Genomic DNA, 26,924 nt, shown 5'->3' with positions numbered 1-26,924 from the left:
GCAGTGTTTCGGGTAAGACAGGCTTCGGCTAGCTCGTCAGCCTCATGAACGCGCCCAGTTCGACCAATCCCGCAGGCGTACTGGGCATGTACTGCGTCAACGCGTGCGATCGAACGATGATCGCGCACCACTTGCCGCGTGAGACAGCAACATTGAGACGGTTTCGCGACAGCAGGAACGACATCCCTCGCGGGACGTCCTCGACGGCAGATGCGGCCATCGACACGATTGCCACCGCAGCCTCGCGGCCCTGGAACTTGTCGACGGTCCCGACCTCGACCTCCGTGAGACCGGCCTCGGTGAGATCGCGCTCGACGGTGCCCACCTGGGCGTTGTACGCCGCGACCACGAGAATGTCCGACTGCTCCAGCGGCCTGGTTCCCTCGAACTCGCTCGGGTCGGTCCAAGGCGTGCCGAGAAGGCCCTGGATCTGGCGAACGATTTCCTGGGACTCTTCCGGGGAGTAGGTGGAATTGCCGCGGTGATCGACGAACACCGTGTGTACTCCGGCAGCGAGTCCGTCGAGCTTCCTTGCCGCACTGACGGTTTCCTGGGAACGCAGCTTGCCCTCGTACGACAATGCGGACACGGGCGCACACAGATCCGGGTGCATCCGCCACGTTTTCTCGAGGAAGTAGCCGAGTTCGGGTGGCAGTGCGCCGTGTCCCTCGGCGAGCCAACCGAGTGCCGATTCGTCGACAGGTTCGGGGTGAGTACCTTGGCTCACCTGCGGCAACTGCTGCGGGTCGCCCAGCAGCAACAGGTTTCGCGCGGAAATCGCGACGGCAATGGTGTTCGCCAGCGCGAATTGACCTGCCTCGTCGACCACGAGCAAGTCCAAACTGCCGGCGGGAACACGATCGGTGTTCGCGAAGTCCCATGCAGTGCCGCCGATGACGCAGCCGACGCCTTCCGCTTCGGCGATGAATCCGGCGTATTCCTCGGACGCGATGTCCTGCCATTCCGCGGTCTTGCTGCGGCTGCCCTTCTTTGCGACCAGTGCGGGGTCCACGCCGGCCTTCAGAATGCCGCCAAGCATGTTCTCGACCACCGAATGTGATTGTGCCACCACGCCGATTCGCCAATGGTGTTGTTCGATCAGTGTCTTGACGACACGAGCGCCCGTGTAGGTTTTGCCGGTACCGGGAGGACCTTGCACCGCCACGTAGGAATCGTCGAGGTCGAGAAGTGCGGCGGTGATGGCGTCGGCGTAGTTGTTGTCGGTGCCGACAGGTGGCAGCGCTGAACCCGAGAGGGTTCTCGGGGTGCTGCGCCTGAGAATGTCGACTGCCGCGATGTGTGGCAGTTCGGGCAGGCTCTCGCTGGCGTCGGACGCGGCAGCGGCGATGGACTTCTCCATGCGTCCGGTGGGAATCGGACGACCAGGTGCCAACGCGACAGGGGAATCGATGTATTCGTCACCGCTGAGCAGTTCTTCCACGGTGACCACGTCGAGCCCTTCGGACTTGACGACGGCGGTGACCTTGACGCTGCTGGTGCCGCGCTGGGTGGGGTTCTCGCTTGCAACGGCATCCGGGGAGGGGGTTGCGTAGAGCGCGAACAAATCACTGCCCGGACTCAAAGACGTTCCGGTGCCGAAACTTCCGGTCAATTGGATGTGGCGACGAAACTTCTTCTGCCGCGCGGTGCTCTTGTGCCAGTCCGTTTCGATTTCGGACTGCTCGACCACCATGACGTCGCGGATGTCCACGAGGTCTTCGATCGGTGTGACCAATCGGTCGAAGTGGGCCCACCAGTACGGCTTCCGCTCGCGATTGTGGTAACCGACTGCTGCGGCCAATAGAGCAGCAGCCTGCTGATCGGAGGTGCGTGTCGAACCGGCCTTGTGGCCGGCGAAGTCGCGGAGTGCGATTTCCGATTCGGTGAGTTCTTCGAGTGGAATCTTGATCTGTCCGGTCGGCTCTCGAAGTTCGACGCCGTGTTCTGCGGCGCGCTCGGCGAGCCAATCGCGCAGGCGGAGAGTGGATTCGCAGTCGTACTCGTTGTAGTCGGAGATGCCCTGAAGAAGTTCCCTGGCCTGGTCGGCTTGTCCGCCGTCGCGCAATTCGCAGTAGTCGGCATAAGCGACGACCGAGGCGGCGGCGTTGGTCACGTCACCGTCACGGCCGTGCTCACCCATGTAGAGCGGCTCGAGTTTCTTGATGCTGTACGAGCGTTGTCCGATCCGCAGGCACGCGCGGACGATCGGGTACAGGTCTACGAGCACGTTCTCGCTGAGCAGGGTGTCCACGGTCTGCTCGCCGACACCGTGACGTGCGGCCAAGCGCAACAGCGCCGATTTCTCGTACGCGGCGTAGTGGTAGATGTGCATGCCTGGATGAGCTTCTCGACGCGCGGTGACGTAATCGAGGAAGTCGAGGAGCGCCTGGCGCTCACCCTCGCGATCGTGTGCCCAGAACGGCTTGAACACGTAGTCGTCCGCAGGCCCTTCGACCACACCGAACAGATACTCCAACCCCCAATCGGTGGACCCGTCCTCGGCCCAGAGCGGATCGCCCTCGAAGTCGAAGAAGATGTCGCCGTCGTCGGGGATGGGGAGTCCGCCGAGCGCCGAGGGTTCGTAGACCTCGAATTCGGCGTCGCCGGACAGTTCCTGGCGTAGTTGAACCGCTGCCTGTGCACGGAGCTTGTCGAGTGTTTCCCGGCGGATTCCCTCGACTGGGCCGGTGCTCGCGGCGAGTTCGTCGATTGTCGTGATCCCCGAGACGATCAGCTGTTCACGCTGATTGCCGCGGACACCCGCAACCAGCAGCAGGTCTCGATGGCTTTCGACCTCGACGCTGCAGGTGTCGCATCGACCACAACGCAGGTACCGATCGTCGAGCCACTGTGTCGGTTTCCCCTCGGCGCGGTGCTCGTCGAGGACTCGTTCGAGTTCAGCTCTACGTGCCGCGAATACCGGCGCGATGTCTCCGATGTCGTGCGACGACGTGCTGCCGTCGCCTAGCAGTAGATGAACTTGATCGGAGGCGGCAATTGCATTGCGCTCCAACGCATCCGCGTATGCGGCGAGTTGTAGAAGTGCCGACACCTTGGCGTGCCGGGAGAGCTTGCTGTCGTAGACCGCGTAGGTGTCGCCTTCGCGGACGAGGAAATCGCAGAACCCGAGGAATCGGCCGTCGAAAAAGGTTCCCTGATAAATGACTGGCGCGCCCGATCGTGCTGCCTCGACGGTGGCCAACGTGGCAGCGGTCAGGCCTGCGCGTGAGTGTTCCGGTCGCGGCATGACGACGACGCCGTCTCCGTGCTGATCGATGAACTTCTGAAGCTGTTCGCGCTCGTGCGAGTCGCCGAGGCTCGACGTCCGTTCGAGCATCGGATCCGCCTCGGCGGCCTCGGCCGCGATCAGACCGGTTCGGGCGTCGAGTTGCCGCAGCAGTGCGAACTCGCACGAGGCCGCAGCCGAGAGGTCGCTGGCGCTGTAGACGATCTGATCATCGAGTAGGAACACAGGGCGATTGTGCCATCGCTCACCGACAAGGCAACCCACCAGTAATCGCTCACGAGCCGCGGATATCGGTAGCGGCGTGCAGAATGACGATCATGCCTTTCTTCGACGGACGAACCGGTCAGGTGCACTTTCGGCATTGGCCGGCGGCAGGGGGTGCGGTGCCCACGGTGTCACTGGTCTTTCTGCACGGTCTCGGCCAGCACAGCGGGCAGTATCACCGTTTCGCGAGCGCAATGACGGCGTCGGGGATTGACGTGTGGGCGATCGATCACACCGGGCACGGTTTGTCGGAGGGTGATCCGGGAGTCGGGGCTCCTCTCTCCGATCTTGCTGCCGATGCAGCCGCGCTGGCTGACATCGCCTTGGCGGAACTGCCCGACGTTCCGCAGGCGGTGATGGGTCATTCGTTAGGTGCTGTGACTGCGCTGACGGTGCTGGCTCATCGCGATCACGAATTCGCGTCCGCGGTGTTGTGCGGCATCCCGCGCAGTGCGGTCGAGCAACACGGGTGGGCGGAACTCTCCGACGCGGGCATCCCAGTCCTGGTCGTTCACGGTACCGACGACCGGATCGCCCCGGTCGATCCCGTCCGGGACTGGGCGCGGACGCTGCGCAACGTCGAGATGCGTGAGTTCGAGGACGCCGGTCACGACCTGCTGCACGAGAAGGTTCACGCCAGTGTCACCAACGTCAGCCGTGAATTCCTTCTCGCGCATTCCAGGTAGTCCTCTCAGGAGAGCGCGCCGAGCACCTCTTTCGACGTGACGGGATGCGAGAACATCGGGTAGTCGTAGGTGATCGCGTTCTCGTGTTCGGCGACCGAAGTGCCTGCCACGCAATCGGTGAGTGTGATGACCCGGTAACCGTTCTCGTATCCGGTGCGCATGGTCGATTCGACGCAGCAGTTGGTCAGGAAGCCGCCGAGAAGGATCGTGCGAATTCCTTTGCTGCGCAGAATGAAATCGAGGTTGGTGCTGGCAAAAGTGTCGAGTCCGCGCTTGCCCTCGATGACGATGTCGCCGTCTTTCGGAGTGAGGTCGTCGACGATAGCGGCGCCCCACGAACCTTTCACGAAAGCCTTTCCGTCGACGACGCCCTTGAGGATTCCGTACGGATGCGAGGTGATTTCGTTGTACCCCTCGGCGAAGGTGATCGGTGCGTGCATCACGGTGACACCCGCCGCCCGGGCCGCATCGACCAGCGCGGCGGTGTTCGCGAGGAGTCCGTTCGATTCCATGACTGGTGCGACGGCCTCGTGGAGGACACCGCCCTCGGTGGTGAAGTCGTTCTGGTACTCGATGAGCACGACGGCGGTGGTCGCGGGATCCAATTCGAGCTTGTCGGTCATGGTCGGCACCTTCTCTGTTGTGGTCCGGGTCACGAATCTCCTCAATTAAACAGTTTGTCAGACAAGCAGGCAAGGGGTGGTAGCGTCGCGGCATGGATACGACTCCGTTGTCGCGCATGCCGCTCAGCCTTGCCGTGTCGGGAAGAATCCGTGCTGCCATACTCGACGGCTCGCTTCCCGTCGGCGAGGCATTGCCGACCGAACAGGAACTCGCGCAGACGTTCTCGGTGGGGCGATCGACGGTCCGTGAGGCGCTTCGTGTCCTGCAAGCGCAGGGATTGTTGACCGGCGCGGACACCACTTCTACTGCCAGGCCTCGGGTGACGCACGAGCATACGGCCGATTCCGCGGCCACAGCTCTCAGCACGGCGTTGCAGGTGGGTGCAGTTCCATTGGGCGATCTTGTCGAATTGCGAGTGCTGCTCGAAGCTGCTGCGCTGCGCACTGTCGTCGCGGTGCCGAACGGCGCCCGGGATGCGATCGAGCGGATGCGCGTCGCAACCCTTGCCGACGACTCGGTCGCATTCCACGACGCCGATGTCGACTTTCACGTTGCGCTGGCCGGAGCGGGCGGGAACAAGGCGTTCGGGTTGGTCATGACGGTTCTCCGCGACAGCATCGCCGGCTACCTGCTGAGCGAACTCGACTCGCGCGAGAACTCGGCGGCCACGCTCGGCGCACTGTTGGCCGAGCACGAGGGTATCGCCGACGCGATCGAGCGCGGTGCAGCTGACGAGGCCGCCGTTTTGGTCGAGCGCCATGTGCGCGGATTCTACGAAGGACGAACACAATGACCACGAGTATCGATCTGTTGGGTGAACGCTTGCAGAAAGCGGTGGGGGACAGGGCGACAACCGATCCCGACCGAATGGGCGCGTACGTCCGGGATCAATCACTGCTCACCACAGCCGGAACGCCCGCCGCGCTGGTCAAGGCGAAGACGGTTGACGACGTCGTTGCGGTCATGACGGTGGCCCACGAACTCTCCGTTCCCGTGGTGACACGAGGGGCAGGTACCGGGTTGGCCGGCGCCGCCAACGCACTCGACGGATGCATCGTCTTGAGCGTCGCGGGCATGGATCGCATTCTCGAGATCGATCCTGCCGCGCGCACCGCCACGGTGGAGCCCGGAGTGATCAACGGTGACCTGGCGGAAGCTGCTGCACAGCAGGGCCTTTGGTACGTACCGGATCCGGGAAGCCGGTCCATCTCGAGTATCGGCGGCAATCTGGCGACAAATGCAGGCGGCATCTGTTGCGCCAAGTACGGCGTCACCGGTGATCACGTTGCGGCCCTGACGGCGGTACTCGCCGACGGGCGTGTGATCCGTACCGGTGCACGGACGCGCAAAAACGTTGCGGGGCTGGACCTGACACATCTGCTCGTCGGGTCGGAGGGCACTCTCGCGGTCATCGTCGAAGCCACGATGCGGTTGCGTACGGCGCCCACTGCCGCGACCACTGTGGTCGCCTTCTTCGATTCCGCGGAGTCCGCGATCGATGCCGTCCTCGCCGTGTCGGCAGTGGCCGAACCGTGTCAGATGGAGTTGATGGACGACGTCACCATCGGCGCCGTCAATCGGCTGACCAAGATGGGGCTGGACGAATCGGCCGGGGCGATGCTGCTCATCCAGTGCGACGGTAGGTCGGCGGCCGCCGAGGCAGCGGACTGCGCCGCGGCGTGCGAAAGTGCCGGGGCCCGAGAGGTTTTCCACACCGACGATCCGGTGGAAGGTGAAGAGTTCACCGCCGCGCGCCGCATGGCCTTGCCGGCTCTCGAGGCGTTGGGCACGGTACTTCTCGACGACGTCGCGGTGCCGGTGCCGGCGTTGCCGTCCATGTTGGAATGCATTCGTGAAGCGGCCGATCGCCACGGCGTCACGATCGGAACCTTCGGTCACGCCGCCGACGGCAATCTCCACCCGACCATCGTGTTCGACGCTGCCGAATCGGGTGCGCAGGATCGTGCGCGCGGAGCTTTCGACGACATCGTTGCCGGCGCACTGGCGTTGGGCGGAACGATCAGCGGTGAACACGGTATCGGGGTTCTCAAAGCGCCGTACATGGCGGACATGGTCGGCCAGACCGAACGCGAAATGATGCTTGCAGTGAAGGCCGCATTCGATCCGAAGAACATTCTCAATCCCGGACGAGGTATCTGAGCGGTTAGTCCGTGCCTCAGTCGCCGGAAATTGCGCTACCAGACGAACGTGTTGCCGCACGACGCTTTTCAAGTGACGATGGCCCTCATGAAGCTGTTGATGCTCGGAGGAACACGGTTCCTCGGCCGCGCTCTCGTCGATGACGCTTTGGCTCGGGGCTGGGAAGTGACAGTGCTCCATCGTGGGCTCACCGGAGCGCCACCACCTACAGCGGAGGTCCTGTTCGCGGATCGCACCGATCAGCGTGCGATGGTTGATGCGCTCGGTGATCGTCGATGGGATCTTGTCGTCGACACCTGGTCGGGTAGCCCCCGAGTGGTCGGTGAGAATGCACGCGTTTTGCGCGGTCACGTCGACCGGTACGCATACATCTCCAGTGGATCCGTCTACCAATGGGGCTTGCACGTAGACGAGACCTCACCAGTGGTGGCCGCATCTGCGACCTCCGATGACTACAGCGATTACGCGTCCGCCAAACGCGGGGCCGAACTCGCTGTCCTGGAATCCTTCCCGGACGCGTTACTCGCGAGGGCAGGTTTGATCCTCGGCCCGCGCGAGGACATCGGGCGGTTGCCGTGGTGGCTGCAGCGCATCGCGGCGGGCGGACGTGTCGTTGCTCCCGGAGTGCCGACCAGACCGTTGCAGTACGTCGATGCCCGCGACATCGCAACCTTTGTCCTGGCCGGACTGGCCGCCGGGATCAGCGGGGCATACGACGTCATCAGCCCGTCCGGCCACACCACTACCTCCGGGCTCCTCCAGGCGTGCGTGGATGCCACCGGTTCGGACGCTGAACTCGTGTGGATCGACGAGGACAGGCTGGCCGCTGCGGGAGTGCAGCCGTGGACACAACTTCCGTGTTGGGTTCCGCAAGAGGGCGAGTTCGCGGGCTTCCTCGAAGCCGACACCGCCAAGGCGGGGCAAGCAGGGCTGCGGTGCCGGCCCGTCGAAGACACCGTGCGCGATACCTGGGAGTGGATGCAGCGAGAAACTCTGCCGACTCAGCGGGAGGATCGTGCGGTGCACGGCCTTCCATCCGAGATCGAAGAGGAACTACTCTGCGCCGGACAGTGAAACGAGTCTGGCCCGGTTCGCATTCGAACCGGGCCAGACTCGTGAAAGACGATCGATCAGGCGTACAGGTCGCTGATCTTGGTCTTGTGAGCTTCGTGAATGATGTTGCGCTTGAGCTTGAGCGTCGGCGTCAATTCACCGGTCTCCTGGGTGAAGTCGACCTCGAGGATCGTGTACTTCTTGATCTGCTCGGGGTTGGAGACCTTCTTGTTCGCGTCGGCAACGGCCGAGTCGATCTCGGCGATCAGGTCGGCGTTCTTCACCAGATCGGCAATCGGGGTGCCGGCGGGCAGGCCGTTGCGCTCGACCCAACCGGGCAGAGTCTCCGGATCGAGGGTGATCAGTGCACCGATGAACGGCTGACCGTCGCCGACGACGAGGCACTGGCTGATCAGAGCGTGCGCGCGCAGGGAATCTTCGAGGCCTGCCGGTGCGACGTTCTTGCCGCCCGCGGTGACGATGATTTCCTTCTTGCGTCCGGTGATGGAGACGTAGCCCTCGTTGTCGATCGAGCCGAGGTCGCCGGTGTGGAACCAGCCGTCGACGATGGATTCGGCAGTGGCCTTCTCGTTGTGCCAGTAGCCGGCGAACACGACCGGGCCCTGCAGGAGGAGTTCGCCGTCCTCGGCGATCCGTGCTGCATGGCCGTTGATCGGCTTGCCGACGGTGCCGACGCGCTGCGCGCTCGAGGTGTTGACGGTGATTGCGGCGCTGGTCTCGGTGAGTCCGTAGCCCTCGTAGATCGGGATGCCGACGCCGCGGAAGTAGTGGCCGAGGCGCGCGCCGAGGGCTGCGCCACCGGAGACTGCACGCTCGCACTCGCCACCCAGAGCTGCACGCAACTTCGAGTAGACGAGCTTGTCGAATACCGCGTGCTTGAGCTTGAGTGCCAGGCCGGGGCCACCCTTTTCGAGGGATTCGCTGTATTCGATGGCGGTGGCAGCAGCCTTGTCGAAGATGCTGCCCTTACCGCCGTCGACTGCCTTCTGGCGAGCCGAGTTGTACACCTTCTCGAACACGCGGGGCACCGAGAGGATGAAGTTGGGCTTGAAGCCGGCGAACTGATCGAGCAGCGTCGTCAGGTCCGACGTGTGGGCGACGGTGACCTTGGCGTCGAAAGCGCCGAAGGAGATCGCCCGCGCGAATACGTGGGCAAGCGGCAGGAACATCAGAGTCTTCTTGCCGGGAACCATGGACTCCGGCATCGCCAGGCGGCAGGCGTTGGACTCGGCGTAGAAGTTGGAGTGCGTCAGCTGGACACCCTTGGGGCGTCCGGTGGTTCCGGAGGTGTAGATCAGGGTCGCGGGCGAGGCGGCGGTGACCTGGTGACGACGAGTGTGCAGTTCTTCGTCGGTGATTGCCGAACCGCGACTGGACAGCTCGTCGATCGCACCCGACTCGATGACAAGAACCTCGCGGAGGGCTTCTGCGCCGTCGGTGACTTCCTTGTGAGTCTCCGCGTGCTTGGCCGTTTCGACGACCAGAAGTGTCGTCGCTGAATCCTCGAGGATCCACTGCGCCTGATCAGGGGAGGAGGTCTCGTAGATCGCGACGGTGCATCCGCCGGCAGTCCAGATGGCGTAGTCGAGAACGACCCACTCGTAGCGAGTCGCGGACAGGATAGCGACGCGGTCGCCGAGCTCGACACCTGACGCGATCAGGCCCTTGGCAACTGCGGAGACCTGCTTCGCGAATTCAGCTGCAGTGACGTCGACCCATCCACCGTTCGACGGCCTCTTGAACGGCACGAATGTGGGGTCTTCTTCGGCGTGACGGAACACGGAGTCGGCCATGGATACGTTCTCCGGAATTGAGAACGACTGTGGAACTGAGAACTCGCGCACTATTGACCCCTCCAGTGACTACTGACATTTCTGATGTGCATTGCATCACATTAGTCGTCATTTTGCACTGTCGTTACTATTCGGTAGAACTGGTCGGGCGCTGACCTGCAGTTTAGTGTGACCGCCTGTTTACAGGTACTCAGGCGACGTGTTGGAGCGTGCGACCGTGCACGGACAGCCACCGCCGAATTGCGTAGTCCAATCGGTCCGGATCCACTCCGAGTTGCTCTGCAGTAGCTGCAAGGATCTCCGAGGTGTCTCCCGGCAACTCGGTGGTGCCGAGTGTCGCGCTGATGAAGGTGTCGGCAGCGGTCCCCAGATCGGTGTGCGGAATTCCGGCCAACATCAACAGGTGGGCCCAGGTCACTTCGGAACCGTCTCCGCACGCGTCCACCCAGGCATGGTGAACGGCTTCGAGAGCGTTGTCGGAATCAGCGGCCGACAGCAGGTCCTCGACGCTGTTGATCCGCAAGTGATGGAGTTTCTCGGCGACCTGTTGGATGTGCCGTGCCTCGATCGGGACACCCGTCGCCGTGTAGCGACGCTTGTACGAGCCGATCTTGCCTGCCCACTGGTCCGAACTGCCGGCTTCCTCGAAGGTGCGGAGTAGTTCGCGTGCGCCATCCGTGACGGGTTTGTCCTCGCGGGCTTTCCGGTACGCCAGGTAGCGATCGACGACGGTCACTTCGCTGTGACCCGACGTGGACTGAACGGATTCGATGATGCACAGGGCGAGGCTCTGTCGATAAGCGTCTGACGCAACCCAGGCGGAAGGGTCGCCCAGGCGGTCACGGCACGCAGCTGCGACGGCGTCGACGGTATCGGTCGAGATGGTCACGGTTCCTCCAGAAAGCCGAATTCTTTTTGTTCCATTTGGGCTATCGGCACCGAGGAGCGAAATGTTGCACACATCACAAATTCTCAGAGATCTCTTGGACTGTGCTCAGGCTGGAGAGGTGTGCACTCAGGCGAGGAAGGACAGCACTTCGTCGTCGCTGAGTTGATGAAAGTCCTCGAATGCAGCACCGACGCCGCCTAACAGGGCAGGAACGAAGGGGCAGACGACCCGATCGGCGGAGCACGCGATCACTCTCATGGCTTCGGGGGACGCTACTGGGACAGCGACGATCACGGAGGCGGCACCCGCGGTGCGCGCGCATCGGCAGGCAACGGCGGCACTCGCGCCCGTAGCCATTCCGTCGTCGACGATCACCGCAGTGCGTCCGTGGAGGGAAACCGGGGTCCGCCCCTCGCGCAGGAGATGCGCCCGCCGTTCCAATTCGGTTCGCTCGTCGCGTTCGACGGCGACGAGTTCTCTTTTCGAGACGCGAACCGCTGCGATGACGTCGTGGTTGAGGACCCGCACGCCGCCCTCACCGATGGCGCCCATCGCCAGTTCCGGGTTGTACGGACTGCCGAGCTTGCGCACCACCACGATGTCGAGCGGAGCGTTCAATGCCGCAGCCACCTCGGCTGCGACCGGAACTCCGCCGCGCGGGAGTCCGAGAACGACGGGCTTGTCGATACGCAAGGTCTCGAGCCGCCCGGCCAGAAATTTGCCGGCGGAAGATCGATCCCGATACTGGGTCACTGCGTTGTCCTCGAGAAGCTCGAACCCCGACCAGTTCGACGCTACTCGCTGCAGGTCACCGCGACGAGACTGTGAACCTCCGCAGCGCGAGAGCGGGATTCTTCTCGCGTACCTCGGCGATGCGAGCAGCCGAAACGAGTGCGGTTGCGACCCCGACCTGCTCGCCAAGTGAACACATCACGACGCCCATCGGGTCGACGATCATGCTGGCACCCGCGCCGCCGCGCGCGCTCTGATCTGCCGCTGCGATGTACATCGTGTTCTCGATGGCCCGGGCGCGCACGAGAGTGGTCCAGTGGTCTTCCTTGAGCGGCCCCGGCACCCACTGGGCGGGCAGGAGCAAGATGTCTGCGCCGACGTCGACGATGCGCCGGGTGACTTCCGGGAAGCGCAGGTCGTAGCAGGTCTGGAGGCCGAAGGTCAGGCCGTCGCACCCGAAAGTCTGCGGTTCGGTGATCTCGCCCGCGCGGATCACGGCCGACTCCTGGTAACCGAAAGCGTCGTAAAGATGCAGTTTCCGGTAGGTCGCCACCAGTTCGCCGTTCGGGTCCATCGCGACGAGGGTGTTGGAGATTCTGCTCACGTCGTCGATCCGCTCGTTCATTCCTGCCACGAGGAAGATTCCGAACTCCGCGGCGACCGACGCCAGCGCCGAACCGAATTCGCCGTCCAGGTCCTCCGCGGACTCGATCAAACGCTCATCCGTCTTCGGTGCGGTGAACATCGAGTATTCCGGCGCCACGACAACTTTCGCGCCGCGTGCTGCTGCATCGGAAGCCAGTGATCGCAGTGATTCGAGGTTGGCTTTCTTGTCCGTCCCCGGGGCGAATTGGGCAATCGCGACAACGGTCTGGGAGGGGGTGGCTGCGGTGGCTTCGGTCATGCTTCCTACGCTAGGCGAAACCCGCTGGGAGGGTGGATCTGTCGTAAAAGCACCCCCGGTATGTCGTCGTGTCTATACTCTATCCGCTAAACTGCTGGTCAAATGAGTGATATTGAGCGTGACCCCGAACCCCCAACATTTGCCGACCTCGACATCGATGATCGGGTACTGAAGGCACTGTCAGACGTGGGCTACGAGTCGCCCTCGCCCATTCAGGCTGCCACCATTCCGCCGCTGCTCGAAGGCAAGGACGTCGTCGGTCTCGCACAGACCGGTACCGGCAAGACCGCAGCCTTCGCAGTTCCAGTCCTGTCGCGGATCGACACGTCGATCAAGCAGACCCAGGCGCTGGTGCTTGCTCCCACGCGTGAGCTGGCGCTTCAGGTTGCCGAGGCATTCGGCAAGTACTCCGCGCACATCCCCGGACTCAACGTGCTGCCGATCTACGGTGGCCAGAGCTACGGAGTCCAGCTGTCGGGCCTGCGCCGCGGCGCACACGTCGTCGTCGGTACCCCGGGTCGTGTCATCGACCATCTCGAAAAGGGCACCCTGGATCTGACCAATCTCAAGTACCTCGTTCTCGACGAGGCCGACGAGATGCTCAAGATGGGGTTCCAGGAGGACGTCGAGCGCATCCTCCGCGACACCCCCGGCGACAAGCAGGTCGCCCTGTTCTCCGCAACGATGCCCGGCTCGATTCGCCGGATCTCGAAGCAGTACCTGAACAATCCGGTCGAGATCACCGTCAAGTCCAAGACGTCGACCGCCTCGAACATCACGCAGCGCTACATTCAGGTTGCTCATCAGCGCAAGCTCGATGCACTGACCCGAGTCCTCGAGGTCGAGGCATTCGAGGCGATGATCATCTTCGTCCGTACCAAGCAGGCCACCGAAGACCTGGCGGAGAAGCTGCGGGCCCGCGGGCACTCGGCTGCCGCGATCAACGGTGACATCGTCCAGGCACAGCGTGAGCGGACCATCGGTCAGCTCAAGAACGGCGCCCTCGACATCCTCGTCGCGACCGACGTTGCCGCTCGAGGCCTCGACGTGGATCGAATCTCCCACGTCGTCAACTACGACATCCCGCATGACACGGAGTCGTACGTCCACCGCATCGGTCGTACCGGCCGCGCCGGTCGTCAGGGTGACGCGTTGCTGTTCGTCGCCCCGCGTGAGCGTCATCTGCTCAAGTCCATCGAGAAGGCGACCCGTCAGCCGCTTGCGGAGATGCAGCTTCCCAGTGTCGACGACGTCAACGCCCAGCGCGTGGCCAAGTTCGGTGACTCCATCACCGAGAGCCTGGCCTCGGAGAATCTCGCGATGTTCCGCAAGATGATCGAGGACTACGACCAGGAACACGACGTTCCGCTCATCGACATCGCTGCCGCTCTGGCGTTGCAGTCGCGCGACGGCGAAGCATTCTTGCTTTCTCCCGAGCCGCCGGCACCGCCGCGTCGTGAGCGCGAGCCTCGTGAACCACGTCCTCCCCGTCGTTTCGACGATGGCCCGGCCCCGCGCTCGCGTGGGCCCGAGGGCCAGGAGCTGGCCGCGTACCGCATTGCAGTCGGCAAGCGTCACCGCGTCGTTCCGGGTGCCATCGTTGGTGCCATCGCCAACGAGGGTGGGCTTCGTCGAAGCGACTTCGGGCACATCAGCATTCGCCCGGATCACAGCATCGTCGAGCTGCCGGCCGACCTCTCCAACGAGACTCTCGAAGCTTTGCGTCGCACACGCATCTCCGGCGTCCTGATCCAGCTGCAGCCTGATTTCGGGCCGCCGCAGGGACGTCCGAGTGGCCGTGGCGACCGTGGTGGCCGGGACGATCGTGGTGGACGTGACGACCGCCGCGGTGGCGGACGCGATCGCTACAACGACTGACATACAGCTTCAACGACTGTCATGAAGACTGAAACAGGCGCTGCCCTCCGCGAGGAGGACAGCGCCTGTTTTCTGTGTGGGGGGCAAGGCGCTGCGCGGTATCAGATCGGCGTCGGTGCGAGGGCGCCGTTCTTCCGGGCGTTGGTGTCGAACTGCGTGCGGTACAACTCGGCGTAGCGGCCGCCGCGCGCGAGCAGTTCCTCATGGTTGCCGCGCTCGACGATCTGGCCTGCCTCGACGACAAGGATCAGGTCCGCGGAACGGATCGTCGACAATCGGTGAGCGATCACCACCGCAGTCCGCCCGGCGAGTGCTTCGCCGAGTGCTTCCTGAACCGCAGATTCCGACGTCGAGTCGAGATGCGCGGTGGCCTCGTCCAAGATGACGACGCGAGGCTGGGCCAGGAGCAGGCGTGCGATGGTCAGGCGTTGACGCTCGCCGCCCGAGAGGCGGTAACCGCGTTCACCCACCACGGTCTCCAGTCCGTCGGGCAGCGACGCAACCAGGTCGGTGAGCCGTGCGCGCTCCAGAACCTCACGCAGATCTTCTTCGGTGGCATCCGGTCGCGCGAGGAGCAGGTTGGATCGAAGGCTTTCGTGGAACAGGTGCCCGTCCTGCGTGACCATGCCGACGGTCTCCCGGATGGAATCGGTACTGAGGTCTCGGACGTCGACACCGCCCAGTTCGACCGAACCGGAGTCGATGTCGTAGAGGCGCGGAATCATCTGCGCCACGGTCGACTTTCCGGCACCGGACGTGCCGACCAGGGCGACCATCTGTCCTGCTTCGGTGCGGAACGACAGGTCGTGCAACACGTCCTCGCCGCCGCGGGTGTCGAGGATCGCGACTTCCTCCAGGGACGCGAGCGATACCTTGTCTGCGGATGGGTACGCAAAAGTGACGTTCTTGAACTCGACGGACACCGGGCCCTGCGGCACCGTGCGTGCATCGGGCTTCTCGGTGATGAGCGGCGCCAGATCGAGAATCTCGAATACCCGCTCGAAGCTGACCAGGGCGCTCATGACGTCCACCCGGGCGCTGGCCAGTGCGGTCAACGGCGAGTACAGCCGCGTCAACAACAATGCCATCGCCACGACGGCGCCTGCGTCCAACTGTCCGCGCAGCGCGTAGAAACCGCCGAGTCCGTAGACGAGGGCAAGAGCAAGGGCCGAGACCAGCGTCAGCGCTGTGACGAAGACGGACTGCAGCATTGCGGTCCGGACTCCGATGTTGCGCACACGCCTGGCGCGAACCGCGAACTCCGCAGATTCTTGCGACGGGCGGCCGAACAGCTTGACCAGAGTCGCGCCGGGAGCGGAGAACCGCTCCGTCATCTGGGTGCTCATGAGCGAATTATGGTTGGCTGCTTCACGATTGAGTGCTGCAAGTTTTGCGCCCATGCGCCGTGCGGGGATGACGAAGATCGGGAGAAGTAGCAGCGCGAGGACGGTGATCTGCCAGGAGATCCCGAGCATGACGATCAGCGTGATCACCAGGGTGACCAGATTGCTGACCACTCCGGACAAGGTGTCGCTGAAGGCGCGCTGAGCGCCGATGACGTCGTTGTTGAGACGGCTGACCAGTGCTCCGGTTCGAGTTCTGGTGAAGAACGCGATGGGCATCTTCTGGACGTGATCGAAGACGGTGGTGCGCAGATGCAGGATCAGGTCTTCGCCGATGCTGGCCGAGAGCCACCGGGTCAACAGTCCCAGAGCGGCTTCGAGAAGTGCAACCAGTGCGATCAGGGCGGCAAGTTTGACGACCACGTCGACGGCGTCGCCGCCGACTATCGCGTTGACCACGCGCCCGGCCAGGACAGGTGTTGCCACGGCAAGCGCAGCAGTGACGACACTCAGTACGAGGTACCAGCTGAGGTTGCGTTTCTGTGGAACTGCGAACGTCGCGATCCGCTTCAGTGTCGCCTTCGAGAACGGGCGCCGATCTTCTTGCGCGTGCATCGCGTTGTACATCGCGTTCCATGCGGTGACTTCCATACTCATGACTTCGCCCCTCCGGTCGCCGGCCACGAAGATTACGTGGCCGGTACGACACGAAGGTAGAACCTCAACCAAACTTCAGGTCAAGTGCGGCCTCAGCGGGCCACGTCGACCACCACGCGAGGAGGGTCGCTGAGCGTCGTGACCGTGAACGGCTGCTTCTCGGTCACGCCGATGAACGACTGCGTGACTCCCTCGAAGACGTTGGACCCGTTGACCTCGGTCACGACTCCGCCGACGCCGGGGACCGGGTTGGGGCCGGAGTACTGCTCGACTCCGCTGTCGAAGGGATATGCGGAACCGTCGATCAGGACCTGGATCACTGCGGCACCCTTGATGTCCACGGGCTTACCGCTGCCTTCCTGCGTCGCCGCGTCGACGTACTTGACGCGCCAACCGGGTGTGCCGGTTCCGCCCATTTCGTAGACGACACGATCGAATCCGTCGTGCTCGCCCACTCGGATGTCGACGACGGTGAGCTTGGATTCGGTGCCCGCAGCCGACGTCTTGTCGGAGCTGTCCGTCGGGACTGGTTCTGTGGTCGACGCTGCTGCACTCGAGGTCGAGGTGACGGCCGAGGTGGCTGCCGTGGGAGTGGTCTCCGCGTCCTGCGAACAGGCAGTCAGGCTCACGCCCACTGCGATGGCAGCGACAGCGGCAAATGATCTCGTCCGGTTCGTTGTCATGACTCGATCGTAGGGCTCGCGTTATCGGGATCCGCGGCGGCGGTGCCCGGAGTTACCTAACCGATATCGCCGTCGACATAGAGCCACTTACCCTCTGTTCGCGCAAATCGACTGCGTTCGTGGAGCATTCCCCGCTCGCGTCCGAATGTGTAGTGAGCGCGAAATTCCACGACGCCGTCGGAATCGAACAGCCCGCCCCGTTCGGTGTCCAGGATCTCCAACCGGAGCCATTTCTGGTCGGGGTCGAGATCGAGTTGGGCTGGGCGATGGTCGGGATGCCAAGTCTGCGTGAGATATTCGTCGTCCATCACAGCGAAAGCCGTGTAACGCGAACGCATCAGGGTTTCGGCGGTCGGTGCGTGCGCTACTCCGCTGATGTACTTGCCGCAGCATTCGGCCAACGCGTTGCCGCTGCCGCACGGGCACGGATCGGTCGGATTGGGTGTGGTGGGGCGGCGCGAAGTCACCGCCCCATTACAGCACGCGAACTCAGACCAGTTTGTGTTCGCGGTTCTCCCAGTACGGTTTGCGGAGGTCGCGTTTGAGGATCTTTCCGGTGGGATTGCGGGGAAGAATCTCGACGACGTCGATACTGGTCGGGCACTTGAACTTTGCGAGGCGTTCCTGTGTATAGGTGATCAGTTCGGCTTCGTCGATCTGCGCTTCGGCAGTGAGAACCACGACAGCCTTGACGGTTTCACCCCAACGGTCGTCGGGAACGCCGATGACCGCGACCTCGGCGATTGCCGGATGCTCCACCAGTACTCGTTCGATCTCGGGGGAGTAGACGTTCTCGCCGCCGGTGATGATCATGTCCTTGAGGCGGTCCTCGATGAAGACGAAGCCGTCGGAGTCGGCGCGGCCCATGTCGCCGCTACGTAGCCACCCGTCTGCGGTAATCGTTTCGGCCGTCGCCTCGGGCTTACCCAGGTATCCGGGTGTGCACTGTTCGGATCGCCACCACAGTTCACCGGTCGTTCCGGTGGGCACGTCCTCGAGCGTGACGGGGTCCACCACGCGCATCTCGACGCCGGGGATCGCCGTACCTGCCGATGCCATGCGCTCGACCTGCGACTCGTCGCGGTGAACGTCCGGCATCAACGCGGTAATGACGCCTGCCATTTCGGTCATGCCGTAGACCTGCACGAATTCGGTGTCCGGCCACGCTGCGAGTGCCGCGCGCAACAGTGGGAGCGGCATGGGGGCGGCGCCGTAGGTGATGCGTTTGAATGCTTTGAAGGCGGCGACCGCCTGCTCGCCTGCGGCCAGGACTCCGGCAATGACCGGTGGGACGAGAAAGGCGATGTTGGCTCCGGCGGCGAGACCGGCGAAGATCGACGGTCCGTCGGCTTCTCTCGTGAAGTAACAGCGGCCACCGGTGTGAATTGCCATGATGGCGTAGCACGTTCCGCCGACGTGGAACATCGGCATCGCGATCAAGAATCGGTGATCCTCGTGGGCCGGCAGGATTTCGAGGACATTGTTGCTGTGCGCGAACAGGTTTCGATGCGTGAGCTGGACACCCTTGGGGCGACCGGTCGTCCCGGAACTGTAGAGAACCAGAGCGGTGGCATCGGGGCTCACCTCGGGGCGGGAGTGCAGCGGTGTGACCTCGTCGATCCACGGCTCGAATTCGTCGTGTTCACCGCCGACGGCGAAGATCGATTCGACGGCCGTCAAGCGGTCTCGCATCGCGACGACCTGGGGGAGTAGTTCGCTGCCGACGAACAGAATGCGAGCGCCACAGTCCGCGAGAACGTAATCCAGCTCTTCGCTCGAAAGTCGCCAGTTGGGAACGACATTCGCGGCGCCGAGTAGTGAGGCGGCGTAGGTGACTTCGAGACAGGACAGATGATTCTTGTCGACGAACGCGACAGTGTCGCCGGCGCCGATGCCTGATTCGGCGAGGGCGGCGGCGATACGCAAGATGCGGTCCCGCCACTGAGCCCACGTGAATTCGGTCCCTTGGAAGGTCATCGCTGCTTGATCAGGCTTGACCGTCGCCCAGTGCTCTAGCCGATCGAAAATGATTCCAGCGGTGGCGTCGGACATTCGGCCGCCTCTCTCGTGTGATTGGTGTCACAAGGTTAATGTGCGCCCGGTCTTCGTATCGCTGTTTCCAGTCAATGCGCACAAGCAGGAGGGGTCGCATTCCCCCGACCCTGACCGGCTCGGCCGCAGATATCAGGGTGGTCCCCGATGGCGGGCGCGCCCGCCACCCGACAGGATGGAACCAACCATTGCGGGCGTCCGTGTTTTCACGGGCGCCCGTCACGCCCGCAAAGTAGCACCGAAGTGAACAGGAAAGGCGATCATGAGTTCGCACGCCCAGGATGTCGCGGCCCGCGCAGTCGGCCTGTCCAAGACCTACGGCACCGGAGATACCCAGGTGCACGCCCTCAGTTCAGTGTCCGCAGATTTCGCCCGCGGTGAGTTCACGGCGATCATGGGGCCGTCCGGTTCCGGTAAGTCGACGCTGATGCATTGCCTCGCCGGTCTGGATTCCGCCAGTTCGGGTTCTGTTCTCATCGGTGACACGGAACTCACGACGCTTTCCGACAAACAGATGACCCAATTGCGACGCGATCGCATCGGTTTCGTTTTCCAGGCGTTCAACCTGGTGCCGACCCTGACCGCGCTCGAGAACATCACGTTGCCGCTCGACATCGCGGGACGCAAAGCGGACCCGACCTGGTTGAACAGCGTCCTGACCAAGCTGGGTCTCGGGGATCGCCTCGATCATCGGCCGGGAGAGCTCTCGGGTGGTCAGCAGCAGCGTGTGGCGTGTGCGCGTGCGCTGGCGGGTCAGCCGGAGATCATCTTCGGCGACGAGCCGACCGGAAACCTCGATTCGAAGTCCTCCGGTGAGGTGCTCTCGATCCTGCGGGCGGCCGTCGACGAGTTCAACCAGACCGTGGTGATCGTGACGCACGATCCGCGGGCAGCGGCGTATGCCGACCGGGTGGTGTTCCTCGCGGACGGCAAGATCGTCGACGAATTGCGCGAGCCTACGGCGGATTCGGTCCTCGACCGGATGAAGCGTCTGGACGCTCCGCAGGCGGTCGTGAACGTGGAAGCCGGGGCTTGAGCACATGGCTTCGGTAAGCAACTCGCCGATGCGCAAGGTTTCCCTGCGCAACTTGGCGGCACACAAGGTGCGACTTGTGCTGACGGTTCTCTCCGTGGTGCTTGGCACGGCTTTTGTCGCGGGGTCGTTCGTTTTCACCGACACCCTCCAGAAGACTTTCGATTCGATCTTCGAGAACACCGCCCAGGGCGTCGACGTCCGGGTATCGATGGAAGAGCGCAACACCAGTGGCGTTCCGGTCGAGGATGTCGACAAACTTGCCGCAGTCGACGGCGTCCGAGCGGTAGCCCCGGCCGTCAGTGGACAGATCGTCCTGATCAACGCAGACGGCGGCGCTGTTCAGACCGGCGGCGCGCCGAGTATCGGTCAGTCCTACCTACCGCCGGGCCAGGCGATTGCCGAATCCGACACCTTCGTCGAGGGCGCGCCTCCGACGCAGACCGGTCAGGTCGCGCTGAACACCAGCGCCGCCGAGCGAGCCGGACTGAAGGTGGGGGACTCCGCCAAGGTTCTGGCACCGGCCCGCGGAATCGTGGACGTGACGTTGTCCGGCATCTACGAGGGGGCGGGCAGTGACACCGGCGGGTTCATCGGCGCGCTCTTCACCGACGAGCAGGCCCGTGGACTCTTCACCGACGGCCAACACGTCGAGTACATCGACGTCGCGGGCGACGGGGTGTCGCAGACGGAACTGCAGCAACGCGTCGAGCAGGTTTTCCCCGATCTCAAGGTGCAGACCGGCGACCAGGTTCGTGATGAGACCAAGGCCGAGGTCGACTCGGCGCTGAGCTTCATCAACTACTTCCTGTTGGCGTTCGGCGCGATTGCTCTGCTCGTCGGAACGTTCATCATCTACAACACCTTCTCGATGATCGTGGCGCAGCGTCTTCGTGAGCTGGCGCTGCTGCGTGCGATCGGTGCGAGCCGAGCGCAGGTCGGCCGTTCGGTGGTCACCGAGGCGCTCGTGGTCGGACTCATCGGCAGCATCATCGGTCTGCTCGGCGGTATCGGTCTCGCCTACGGATTGCGCAGTCTGCTCAACACATTCGACGTCGGTCTGCCGGAAGGCCCGCTCCAGGTGGGTGCCCGTACGATCATCGTCGCGTTGGTGGTCGGCGTCGTCGTCACGACGCTCAGCGCTTACGCCCCGGCTCGTCGTGCGTCGAAGATCCCGCCGGTGGCGGCCATGCGTGAGGAGTTCGCCTCCACCGGCGACTCACTGCGAGTGCGGACGTTGATCGGTGCGATTCTCGGCGTGATCGGTGTGGCACTGCTCGTGTTCGGCTCTCGCGGTACCGGCGGCGGCGCGGCGCTGATCGTCGGCCTCGGTGCGTTCTCGTTGATCATCGCGGTGCTTCTCGGGGCTCCCGCGCTGTCGCGGCCGATCGTCGGCGCGCTCGGTGCCGTGTTCGCCAAGCCGTTCGGTGCCATCGGGCGATTGGCTCGTACCAATGCGGTGCGCAATCCCCGTCGCACGGCCGCAACGGCATTCGCGTTGACTCTCGGTCTGATGCTGGTGACGGTCATCGGAGTGTTCGGTTCCTCGGCCAAGGCGAGCATCAATGCTCTTGTCAACGTGGGTGTTTCGGCCGACTACATCCTGACCGGTCCCAACGCGATCGGCGTGCCGCGAGGTGCGGCCGACGCGGTCCGACAGGTGCCCGACGTGCAGAGCGCGACGTCGTTGCACGGAGTGCGTGCGAAGGTCGACGGTGAGGACGAGCAGGGCGCTTCGTTCGACGGCCCGATCGAAGGCGTGCTCGAGTACAAGATCCTCGAGGGCACGGTCGATCTGACCGGCAACAATATGCTCGTCTCGAAGTCGACTGCGGATGACAAGGGCTGGACTGTCGGCTCGACCCAGACGTTGACCGGTCCGGGCGGCGTCGAGTACCAGACCGTTGTCGCGGGAGTGTTCGAGGACAACCAGCTGATCGGCTCGTGGATCGTCTCGGACGAGGCGTACAGGAAGCTGATGCCGGCCGAGAGTCTGCCGGACTTCGTGGTTCTGGTGAAGGCGAAGCCTGGCGCGGATCTGACAACGCTGCGATCCGAGCTCGAAACGGCCACGGAGAAGTACGTCGTCGTCCAGGTGCAGGATCGTGAGGAGTTCAAGGGAACTCAGGGCCAGCAGATCAACACGTTGTTGGCGATCCTCTACGGACTGCTTGCACTCGCGGTCGTGATCGCAATCCTGGGCATCATCAACACCCTGGCACTCTCGGTGGTCGAGCGGCGACGAGAAATCGGAATGCTGCGAGCTGTCGGCATGCAGCGCGGACAGATGCGACGCACGATCTACCTCGAGTCGGTGCTCATCGCGGTGTACGGCGCGGCGGTCGGAGTTGTTCTCGGCATCGCGTTCGGTTGGGCCTTCGTGAGCACTCTCGCGGATCAGGGCCTCGACAAGATCACGATCCCGTGGGGTCAGGTGGTCGGAATGCTGATCGGCTCGGGTGTGGTGGGTGTCTTGGCGGCGCTGTGGCCGGCCAACCGAGCGGCCAAGACGAAGCCGCTCGAGGCGATTGCAGACATGTAGGGCCTTCGGCCCCGTGCGCACTTTTGGTAGCGGAAGCAGCCGAAAGTGCGCACGGTACCGTTGCCACATGAGCACCCTTCAAGAAGTCGGCGAACGTGAATCCTGGCGCTGCTGGCTGTGTGACGAACCGGTCGATCCCGATATGTCCGTCAATGATCCGCGCGGCCCGAGTATCGACAGCATCAACACCGCAAAAAAGGGTGGCAAGACCAAAGGTGGCGTCGAACGCTTGGCGCACCGCGCATGCAACACCAAGAAGGGTGCGGTCAAACCTGTTGTGGAATGGCCGGATCGGCTGTTCGTCGTGGATCCCGCCCCGATCATCGGGGTCGTGGAGCAGCTCGAGCGAAAGGGTGGCCGCGTCGCCGTCGCTCGCTGCCCCGGCAAGGACGACGCCCAGGAAGCGTCGGATTGGTTGATCGATCGGTTGTCGCGTCTGGCTCCCGCGTTGAATGTCGAAACAAGTATCGACGCCGCGGGCGGGGGTTACCTGTTGGTCCTGAAAACCGTGTAGGGGGTCGGCCCTGAGTGCCGTCTTTTGCGGTACCTGTTCCGCCTCCATAGCTGTCGGGGTACGGTCGAACCGAACATGAATCCGGTTTCGAGTGCGAAGGAATCCCGATGAACCTGGCATTGACCGACGAGGAACTAGCGTTCCGCGACGAGATGCGGACGTTCTTCCGTACGCAAATCCCCGCGGATATCAGGGAGGCGTACGCCCACGGCGAGGAGTTGGGGCGCGACCGTATGGTCGAGGCGCAGCAGATCCTCAACGCTCACGGTCTGGCGGTACCGCACTGGCCGGTCGAGTGGGGCGGCAAGGACTGGACCCCGGTCCAGCACAACATCTGGCTCGACGAACTGCAGCTTGCGTCGGTTCCCGAACCGTTGGCGTTCAACGCCAACATGGTCGGTCCGGTCATCGCGGCCTTCGGCTCGCAGGAGCAGAAGGAGAAGTTCCTTCCGGCGACTGCGAACCTCGACATCTGGTGGTGCCAGGGATTCTCCGAACCCGAGGCCGGTTCCGATCTCGCTTCGCTCAAGACTCGCGCGGTCCGCGACGGAGACGACTGGGTCATCAACGGCCAGAAGACGTGGACGACGCTGGGACAGTACGCCGACTGGATTTTCTGCCTCGTGCGCACCAATCCCGATGCGCCCAAGCGTCAGGCCGGCATCTCGTTCATCCTTGTCGATCTGAAGACGCCTGGCGTCACGGTCCGCCCGATCAAGCTGATCGACGGCGGCTACGAGGTCAACGAAGTGTTCTTCGAGGACGTCCGCGTTCCGGGAGAGAACCTGGTCGGTGAAGAGAACCAGGGCTGGGGCTACGCCAAGTTCCTGCTCGGCAACGAGCGCACCGGTGTCACCCGCGTCGGGTTCTCGAAGGTTCGTCTGGCCCAGGCCAAGGCCCGCGCTGCCGAGGTCAAGGTCGGCAACGGAACACTGCTCGAAGATCCGCTCTTCGCTGCGCGCCTCGCCGAACTCGAAAACGAATTGCTTGCCCTCGAGCTCACTCAGCTCCGAGTGGTAGCCAGTTCCGCTGACGGCCAGCCGAACCCGGCGTCGTCCCTGCTCAAGCTTCGTGGCTCCGAATTGCAGCAGGCGAGCGTCGAACTGCTGATGGACGTGGCCGGCCCTGATTCACTGCCGTACGACGCGGGCAGCGACATCGCCTCCGCGAGCTGGGCGCAGCACACTGCCCCGACGTACCTGAACTACCGCAAGGTATCCATCTACAGCGGATCGAGCGAAGTGCAGCGCAGCATCATCGCCTCCTCGATCCTCGGATTGTGAGGCGTGGCATGGACTTCGAACTCAACGACGAACAAAAACTTCTCCGCGACACCACCAAGGATCTCCTCGCGCGTAGCTACGACGCCGAGAAGCGCAACGCGATCATCGACTCCGATCCCGGGTGGAGCCCGCAGGTCTGGAAGCAGTTGGCCGAGGTCGGCTTGCTCGGCCTGACATTCTCCGAGGACGACGGCGGCATGGACGCCGGCCCAGTGGAAATCGGCGCGGTCATGACCGAGATCGGTCGACGCTTGGCACCCGAGCCGCTACTCGACGCGGTCGTGACGCCGGGCGGCCTCATCTCCGAAGGTGGCAGTGCAGAGCAGCGCTCGTCGATTCTTCCCGGAGTGGCCGAGGGCACCACGTTCCTCGCGTTCGCCGATCAGGAACCCGGAATCCGTTGGCCGGCAACCGAACGGGCCACCGCGGCGGCGCAGGTCGACGGCGGCTGGACCATCACCGGTATCAAGAATCCCGTCGGCCACGGCGCGACGGCGGACATCTTGGTCGTGAGCGCTGCGCTCCCCGGCGGTGGCGTCGGACTGTTCCTCGTCAAGAGCGATGCCTCCGGTTTGGTACGCAAGTCCTACGCCACTCACGACGGGTTGCGCGGGGCGCAGATCGAGTTCACCGATACGCCGGCCGAAGCACTCGGTGAGGGCGGTGACGCTACTGCTCTGATCCAGGCCGCGCAGATCCGTGAGCAGGCCGCGCTGTGCGCCGAGGCTGTCGGAGCGATGGAAGAGGCGCTACGCCTGACCACCGAATACCTCAAGACGCGTAAGCAATTCGGGGTTCCCCTCGCAAAGTTCCAGACACTGACACACCGCGCCGCCGACCTGTACGTCTCGCTCGAGTTGGCACGCAGCATGAGTCTGTACGCAACGATGTCCCTTGCCGACGGCGTCGTCGATCCAGTGATCGCTTCGCGGGTGAAGTTGCAGATCGGGCGTTCGGCTCGGCTCATCGGCCAGGAGGCGATCCAGATGCATGGTGGTATCGGTATGACCGCCGAGTACCCGGTGGGGCACTACGTGAGCCGACTCGTCGCCATCGAGCACACCCTCGGCAGCACCGAAGATCACCTTCGGGTGTTGGCCGCCGGTGTGGCTGATCACGAGATGGTCAGCGTGGTCTGATCTTTCACGAACGACGAAGGGGCCGCATTCCGTTCCAAGGATGCGGCCCCTTCGTCGTTCAGCGGTGATTGCGCAGGACGTCCAAGCGGAGTCGGCGCTGCTCGATGTTGACGGCGCTGTCGGTGAATGCTTGTTGCCACCCGGGGTCGCTCGTTCGTGCCGCCGCGTCCTGCAGAAGCGGTACTGCGTCGAAAGGGAAGCGCGCCTGCACGCTTCGCAGGGTGGAAAAGTGACTGTGACGCGAGTGGATGCCCAAGTCCTCACCCGTCGCAGCATGATCCAGAGCTTCGTTCTCCAAGGCATTCAACAACTTTTCGGCGACGGCCAGGGGCCATGGGCGGTCGATGCCGTCGAGCAGTGCGCTGCCGTCGACGCCCAGAAGGTACTCGTCCGCGTGTCCGGCGACGATGTACTCGACACGCTCGCGTGGGTCCGCGATGGCGACGATTCTCCGGTCCGTCGTGCGCCCGTCCCGCTCCAGAAATGCCGATGCCCACGCGGTGTTCTTCTGGAGAACGGTTGCGGCAGTCCATGATTCGATCATCACCGCGCGCCATTGCTTCTCGATGGGGATGGTGAGGGCCTCGCGTGGCGAACCGGCCATCGATTCCCACAGCGTCAGCGGAGTGGCGGTCACGACTTGCCGTAACCACCAGCGCCGGATGCCCTTGTTCTTGTAGTGGACGTCTTCGATGCCGTCACGAAATGCGAGGTCGTCGAGCGAGCCGGGCAATCGGACGGCAAGGCGCGGCCGCAAGGGCTTCGTCTCGAGCCGCACCCAGGACCGAGCCCGAGTGACCATTCGAGAGGCAAACGGAGATCGGGGGAGTTGCCGTAGTAGTTGAATTGCACGCTCACGGACCCGCACGGCTGGATCGTCGAGTGCACGCTCGAGGAGTGCGTAGTCGTGTTCACCCAGCCCGACGTCGAGATGGTCGAGGAAGTGCAGCCGGCTTGCCGTGGCCTCGTCGTCCCAAGCGATCTCGAGCTCTTCGCTCGCCAGTTCCGGGTCGACCGTACGTATGTAATCGAACCAGGCCGTGCGGTCGTCCGGATCGGGCGAAAGCCACAGCTCGTCCCGGCGTGATCCGATTCGTCGTAGCTGGGCCCAATCCGGGTTCTGCTCCGCCAGGTACTGCCCGCGTCGACCGGCGAGGCGAAGTAGCGCCTCGCGGTGCTCGGGATACTTCAGCGCGGCTTCCATGAAGAGCGGAACGCTGGCAGCGGGCGCGAGGAATCCGCGTTGGTCGGCCATCGCGAACCATTCCGCGAGAGTCCAGGAACGAACCTGCAACAAGGACTGAAGTTGTTCGATCGCGAGGTCGGGAAGCAGCGGTTGAACTGCTGGATCAGTCTTCGGTGCGCGCGAGTGACCTGCGTGCGCGTCTGATCGCAGGGAGGTCACCCGCCTACGGTATGGCAGGGGT

21 protein-coding genes are annotated in these 26,924 nt (G+C 63.7%); 10 read left to right on the top strand and 11 right to left on the bottom strand.

From position 1 onward, the window contains the following. Positions 1–28: 28 nt before the first annotated feature. A complete protein-coding gene (locus ACN50D_RS27235; protein WP_064689331.1) occupies positions 29–3,472 on the bottom strand; it encodes a TM0106 family RecB-like putative nuclease in 3,444 nt (1,147 codons plus the stop codon). An 83-nt stretch (positions 3,473–3,555) separates the two neighbouring features. Between ACN50D_RS27235 and ACN50D_RS27230 the strand changes: the two genes are divergently transcribed. Continuing rightward, positions 3,556–4,197 carry an alpha/beta hydrolase gene (locus tag ACN50D_RS27230; RefSeq protein ID WP_082654941.1) on the top strand — a complete coding sequence of 214 codons (642 nt, stop codon included), beginning with the start codon at positions 3,556–3,558 and terminating at the stop codon, positions 4,195–4,197. A gap of 5 nt (positions 4,198–4,202) precedes the next feature. Here the strand turns inward: ACN50D_RS27230 and ACN50D_RS27225 are convergent, their stop codons facing one another. Next, positions 4,203–4,820 carry a cysteine hydrolase family protein gene (locus tag ACN50D_RS27225; protein ID WP_030536921.1) on the bottom strand — a complete coding sequence of 206 codons (618 nt, stop codon included), beginning with the start codon at positions 4,818–4,820 and terminating at the stop codon, positions 4,203–4,205. A gap of 92 nt (positions 4,821–4,912) precedes the next feature. On the opposite strand from ACN50D_RS27225, the gene ACN50D_RS27220 reads away from it, so the two are divergent. The 3 genes from ACN50D_RS27220 to ACN50D_RS27210 all read left to right on the top strand — a co-directional run bounded on the left by ACN50D_RS27220 (position 4,913) and on the right by ACN50D_RS27210 (position 8,055). After that, positions 4,913–5,614 carry a FadR/GntR family transcriptional regulator gene (locus ACN50D_RS27220; RefSeq protein ID WP_007736157.1) on the top strand — a complete coding sequence of 234 codons (702 nt, stop codon included), beginning with the start codon at positions 4,913–4,915 and terminating at the stop codon, positions 5,612–5,614. Further along, on the top strand, positions 5,611–6,981 hold the full coding sequence (locus ACN50D_RS27215) for an FAD-binding oxidoreductase (RefSeq protein ID WP_064689332.1): 1,371 nt from the start codon (positions 5,611–5,613) through the stop codon (positions 6,979–6,981). Before ACN50D_RS27220 ends, ACN50D_RS27215 begins: the two co-directional genes overlap by 4 nt. Positions 6,982–7,059: 78 nt before the next feature. Beyond that, positions 7,060–8,055, top strand: coding sequence for an NAD-dependent epimerase/dehydratase family protein (locus ACN50D_RS27210; RefSeq protein ID WP_082931406.1), 996 nt, complete (start codon positions 7,060–7,062; stop codon positions 8,053–8,055). 56 nt (positions 8,056–8,111) lie between these two features. On the opposite strand, the gene ACN50D_RS27205 is transcribed toward ACN50D_RS27210, so the two are convergent. From ACN50D_RS27205 to ACN50D_RS27190, 4 genes are all read right to left on the bottom strand, one after another. Beyond that, positions 8,112–9,899: an AMP-dependent synthetase/ligase gene (locus ACN50D_RS27205; RefSeq protein WP_064689333.1), complete on the bottom strand. Its 1,788-nt coding sequence runs from the start codon at positions 9,897–9,899 to the stop codon at positions 8,112–8,114. A gap of 139 nt (positions 9,900–10,038) precedes the next feature. Beyond that, positions 10,039–10,737 carry a hypothetical protein gene (locus ACN50D_RS27200; RefSeq protein WP_003945151.1) on the bottom strand — a complete coding sequence of 233 codons (699 nt, stop codon included), beginning with the start codon at positions 10,735–10,737 and terminating at the stop codon, positions 10,039–10,041. A gap of 126 nt (positions 10,738–10,863) precedes the next feature. Then, positions 10,864–11,490, bottom strand: coding sequence for a phosphoribosyltransferase (locus ACN50D_RS27195; protein ID WP_064075775.1), 627 nt, complete (start codon positions 11,488–11,490; stop codon positions 10,864–10,866). Between the two features lie 55 nt (positions 11,491–11,545). Then, on the bottom strand, positions 11,546–12,373 hold the full coding sequence (locus ACN50D_RS27190) for a carbon-nitrogen hydrolase family protein (RefSeq protein WP_050656184.1): 828 nt from the start codon (positions 12,371–12,373) through the stop codon (positions 11,546–11,548). A 102-nt stretch (positions 12,374–12,475) separates the two neighbouring features. On the opposite strand from ACN50D_RS27190, the gene ACN50D_RS27185 reads away from it, so the two are divergent. Then, complete coding sequence (locus ACN50D_RS27185) at positions 12,476–14,251, top strand: DEAD/DEAH box helicase (protein WP_003945121.1); 1,776 nt, start codon at positions 12,476–12,478, stop codon at positions 14,249–14,251. A gap of 101 nt (positions 14,252–14,352) precedes the next feature. Here ACN50D_RS27185 and ACN50D_RS27180 read toward each other — a convergent pair whose 3' ends face one another. The 4 genes from ACN50D_RS27180 to ACN50D_RS27165 form a co-directional block, all read right to left on the bottom strand. Beyond that, complete coding sequence (locus ACN50D_RS27180; RefSeq protein WP_212634111.1) at positions 14,353–16,251, bottom strand: ABC transporter ATP-binding protein; 1,899 nt, start codon at positions 16,249–16,251, stop codon at positions 14,353–14,355. Between the two features lie 92 nt (positions 16,252–16,343). Then, positions 16,344–16,934: an AMIN-like domain-containing (lipo)protein gene (locus ACN50D_RS27175; RefSeq protein WP_019749302.1), complete on the bottom strand. Its 591-nt coding sequence runs from the start codon at positions 16,932–16,934 to the stop codon at positions 16,344–16,346. Positions 16,935–16,990: 56 nt separating this feature from the next. Continuing rightward, positions 16,991–17,401, bottom strand: coding sequence for a YchJ family protein (locus ACN50D_RS27170; protein ID WP_007736170.1), 411 nt, complete (start codon positions 17,399–17,401; stop codon positions 16,991–16,993). A gap of 22 nt (positions 17,402–17,423) precedes the next feature. Continuing rightward, a complete protein-coding gene (locus ACN50D_RS27165) occupies positions 17,424–18,986 on the bottom strand; it encodes a long-chain-fatty-acid--CoA ligase (RefSeq protein ID WP_003945105.1) in 1,563 nt (520 codons plus the stop codon). Positions 18,987–19,248: 262 nt separating this feature from the next. Here ACN50D_RS27165 and ACN50D_RS27160 point away from each other — a divergent pair, with 262 nt between their 5' ends. From ACN50D_RS27160 to ACN50D_RS27140, 5 genes are all read left to right on the top strand, one after another. Next, positions 19,249–20,022, top strand: a complete 774-nt coding sequence (locus tag ACN50D_RS27160) for an ABC transporter ATP-binding protein (RefSeq protein WP_003945134.1) — start codon at positions 19,249–19,251, stop codon at positions 20,020–20,022. A 4-nt stretch (positions 20,023–20,026) separates the two neighbouring features. Next, the gene (locus ACN50D_RS27155) at positions 20,027–22,561 is read left to right on the top strand and encodes an ABC transporter permease (protein ID WP_212634112.1); all 2,535 of its coding nucleotides are present in this window, start codon (positions 20,027–20,029) and stop codon (positions 22,559–22,561) included. A 67-nt stretch (positions 22,562–22,628) separates the two neighbouring features. Then, on the top strand, positions 22,629–23,075 hold the full coding sequence (locus ACN50D_RS27150; RefSeq protein WP_007736175.1) for a hypothetical protein: 447 nt from the start codon (positions 22,629–22,631) through the stop codon (positions 23,073–23,075). A gap of 107 nt (positions 23,076–23,182) precedes the next feature. Beyond that, complete coding sequence (locus ACN50D_RS27145) at positions 23,183–24,358, top strand: acyl-CoA dehydrogenase family protein (RefSeq protein WP_007736177.1); 1,176 nt, start codon at positions 23,183–23,185, stop codon at positions 24,356–24,358. Between the two features lie 8 nt (positions 24,359–24,366). After that, complete coding sequence (locus tag ACN50D_RS27140) at positions 24,367–25,497, top strand: acyl-CoA dehydrogenase family protein (protein ID WP_030536908.1); 1,131 nt, start codon at positions 24,367–24,369, stop codon at positions 25,495–25,497. Between the two features lie 58 nt (positions 25,498–25,555). Here ACN50D_RS27140 and ACN50D_RS27135 read toward each other — a convergent pair whose 3' ends face one another. Then, entirely contained in the window at positions 25,556–26,902 is a 1,347-nt protein-coding gene (locus tag ACN50D_RS27135) for a DUF5691 domain-containing protein (RefSeq protein ID WP_064075506.1), read from the bottom strand. Between the last annotated feature and the right edge of the window lie 22 nt (positions 26,903–26,924).

The organism is Rhodococcus sp. SB1D, assembly GCF_048573875.1.
Taxonomy (GTDB): Bacteria; Actinomycetota; Actinomycetes; order Mycobacteriales; family Mycobacteriaceae; genus Rhodococcus_F; species Rhodococcus_F qingshengii.
Note: the sequence above shows the minus strand (reverse complement) of the source record. Positions and strands in the feature narration are given on the sequence as shown.